A 3,073-nucleotide genomic window follows, 5' to 3' on the forward strand; every position below is an offset into this window, starting at 1 on the left:
GCGGCGCCGTCACCGCTTTCGATCGTGGCGATCATCGCGCCGACCTCGACGGTGTCGCCGACCTTGACCGCATGCTGGCCCATCACGCCGGCGACGGGAGACGGGACCTCGACGGAGACCTTGTCGGTTTCCAGGCTGGCGATCGCCTCGTCGACGGCGACGGGGTCGCCGGGCTGCTTCAGCCATTCGCCGACCGTCGCTTCGGTGATCGATTCGCCCAGCGTGGGGACGAGGACCTCGGTTGCCATGTTACTTCCTGTCCTGTTCATCGTCGATATAGGTGGCGTCGCCGTTCAGCGTGGACAACGGCGCGGTACGTAGGGTGGTGATTCCGGCGTCGTGGCACGCCATCCGGACGACGGCCGCCATCAGCTGGCGGCCTTGCCCGACTTCTTGGTGGTGTCGGCCTCGCGCGTGCGGCGGATCTCGTCGCGCACGTTATGCCCGAGCGCGTCGGCGATCAGCGCCCCCTGTTCGGCTTGGTGACGCTTCATCAGGCCGGTCGCGGGCGAGGCGGCGGCGGTGCGGCCGGCGTAGCGCGGACGCGCGATCTGCGCATTCGTCATGCCCAGCGCTTCCTCGATGAACGGCTCGACGAAGAACCAATAGCCGTTGTTCTTCGGTTCTTCCTGCGCCCAGACGACATGCTCCAGATTCGGCATCCGCTCGATCCGCTTCGCCAGCGCCTCGGTGGGGAAGGGATAGAGCTGTTCGATGCGGACGATCTGGGTGGTCTCGTCGCCGGCCGCGTCGCGCGCCTCGATCAGGTCGTAGGCGACCTTGCCGGTGCACAGCACCAGCCGCGTCGTCGCGGCATCCGCCGGCGCCGACGGATCGGACAGGATGCGGCGGAAGTGACTGTCGCCCTGGAAATCCTCGGCGCGGCTGACCGCCAGCTTGTGGCGCAGCAGCGACTTGGGCGTCATCACGATCAGCGGCTTGCGGAACGTGCGGTGCATCTGCCGGCGCAGCAGGTGGAAGTAATTGGCCGGCGTGGTGCAGTTGGCGACCTGCATGTTGTCGCCCGCGCACAATTGCAGGAAGCGTTCCGGACGTGCGGAGCTGTGTTCCGGCCCCTGGCCCTCGTACCCGTGCGGCAGCAGCATCACCAGGCCGTTGGCGCGCAGCCACTTGGCCTCGCCGCTGGCGATGAACTGGTCGATCATGATCTGCGCGCCGTTGACGAAGTCGCCGAACTGCGCCTCCCACAGAACCAGCGTCTTCGGATCGGCGAGCGCATAGCCATATTCGAAGCCCAGCACGCCATATTCGCTCAGCGGGCTGTCCAGCACCTCGAAGCTGCCGTGCGGGACGGTCCACAGCGGCACGTATTTGTGCTCGTCATTCTGGTCGACCCAGACGGCGTGCCGCTGCGAGAAGGTGCCGCGGCCCGAATCCTGGCCGGACAGGCGCACGCCATAGCCTTCGTGCAGCAGCGACCCGAACGCCAGCGCCTCACCGGTCGCCCAGTCGAAATTCTGGCCGGTGGCGAACATCTGTCGCTTGGCGTCCAGCACGCGCGCCAGCGTCTTGTGGATCGCGATGCTGTCGGGAACCGTCGTCAGCGTGCGGCCGATCGAATCGAACAGCTTCGGCTCGATCCCGGTGTCGACGCTGCGCCGCGCGGTTTCGGGGTCGGCGGGGGCGTGCAGCCCCGACCAGCGCCCGGCGAACCAGTCGGCCTTGTTGGGCTTGTAGCTGGCGCCCGCCTCGAACTCGCCCTCCAGCAGCGTGGTCTGCTGCGCGATGGCGTCGTCGATCCACGCCTGATCGACCACCTTCTCCTCGATCAGGCGCTTGCCGTAGATCTCCGACACCGGCGGATGGCTGCGGATCGCCTTGTACATCAGCGGCTGGGTGAAGCCCGGCTCGTCGCCCTCGTTATGGCCAAAGCGGCGATAGCACCACATGTCGACCACCACGTCGCGGTGGAACGTCTGGCGGTATTCGATGGCCATCTTGGTGGCGAAGGTCACCGCCTCGGGATCGTCGCCGTTGACGTGGAAGATCGGTGCCTGCACCCCCTTGGCCACATCCGACGGATAGGGCGAAGAGCGCGCGAACTGCGGGCTGGTGGTGAAGCCGATCTGGTTGTTGATGACGAAATGGACGCAGCCGCCGGTGTTGTAGCCGCGGATGCCGGAAAAGCCGAAGCATTCCCACACGATGCCTTGGCCGGCAAAGGCCGCGTCGCCGTGGATCAGCACCGGCAGCGCGCGCGAATGGGTGTCCAGATCCTTGGCGATCGTCTGGATCGCGCGCACCTTGCCCAGCACCACCGGGTCCGCCGCCTCGAGGTGCGAGGGGTTGGCGACCAGCGACATGTGCACCCTGTGCCCGTCGAATTCACGGTCGGTCGAGGTGCCGAGGTGATATTTGACGTCGCCCGAACCGCCGATGTCGTCGGGGTTGGCCGAACCGCCGGCGAATTCGTGGAAGATCACGCGCAGCGGCTTGGCCATCACATTGGCCAGCACGTTCAGGCGCCCGCGGTGCGCCATGCCGAACACGATCTCGTTCACGCCGGCCGCGCCGCCGTACTTGATGACGCTTTCCAGCGCCGGGATCATGCTTTCGCCGCCGTCGAGGCCGAAGCGCTTGGTGCCGACATACTTGCGGCCCAGGAACTTCTCCCACTGCTCGGCCTCGATCACCTTGTTCAGGATCGCCTTCTTGCCCTGAACCGAGAATTCGATCGCCTTGTCCTTGCCCTCCATGCGCTCCTGAAGGAACTTGCGCTCCTCGACATCGGCGATGTGCATATACTCCAGGCCCACGCTGCCGCAGTAGTTGCGGCGCAGCGTGTCGACGATCTCGCGTACCGTCGCCCATTGCATCCCCAGCGTGCCGCCCAGATAGACCGGGCGATCGATGTCGGCGTCGGAGAAGCCGTGGTATTCGGTCGTCAGGTCGGCCGGCAGCGCGCGCGGGCCGGACAGGCCGAGCGGGTCGAGATTGGCGGCCAGATGCCCCCGCACGCGATAGGTGCGGATCAGCATCTGCGCGCGGATCGCGTCGCCCGCGGCCTTCACGATATCGTCCTGCGACGGGGCGGGCGCGGCCGGCGCGGCGG

2 protein-coding genes are annotated in these 3,073 nt (G+C 66.9%); both read right to left on the bottom strand.

Annotation, left to right across the window (positions count from 1 at the left end; translation table 11 throughout):
• Positions 1 to 248: biotin/lipoyl-containing protein (locus AX685_RS01025; RefSeq protein ID WP_331710138.1), on the bottom strand; the 248-nt coding region annotated here is incomplete at its 3' end.
• A gap of 120 nt (positions 249 to 368) precedes the next feature.
• A partial coding sequence (locus AX685_RS01030; protein WP_066484458.1) for a 2-oxoglutarate dehydrogenase E1 component occupies positions 369 to 3,073 on the bottom strand: 2,705 nt, incomplete at its 5' end.

Source organism: Sphingomonas sp. CCH9-F2, from assembly GCF_001556735.1.
GTDB classification, from domain to species: Bacteria; Pseudomonadota; Alphaproteobacteria; order Sphingomonadales; family Sphingomonadaceae; genus Sphingomonas; species Sphingomonas ginsenosidimutans.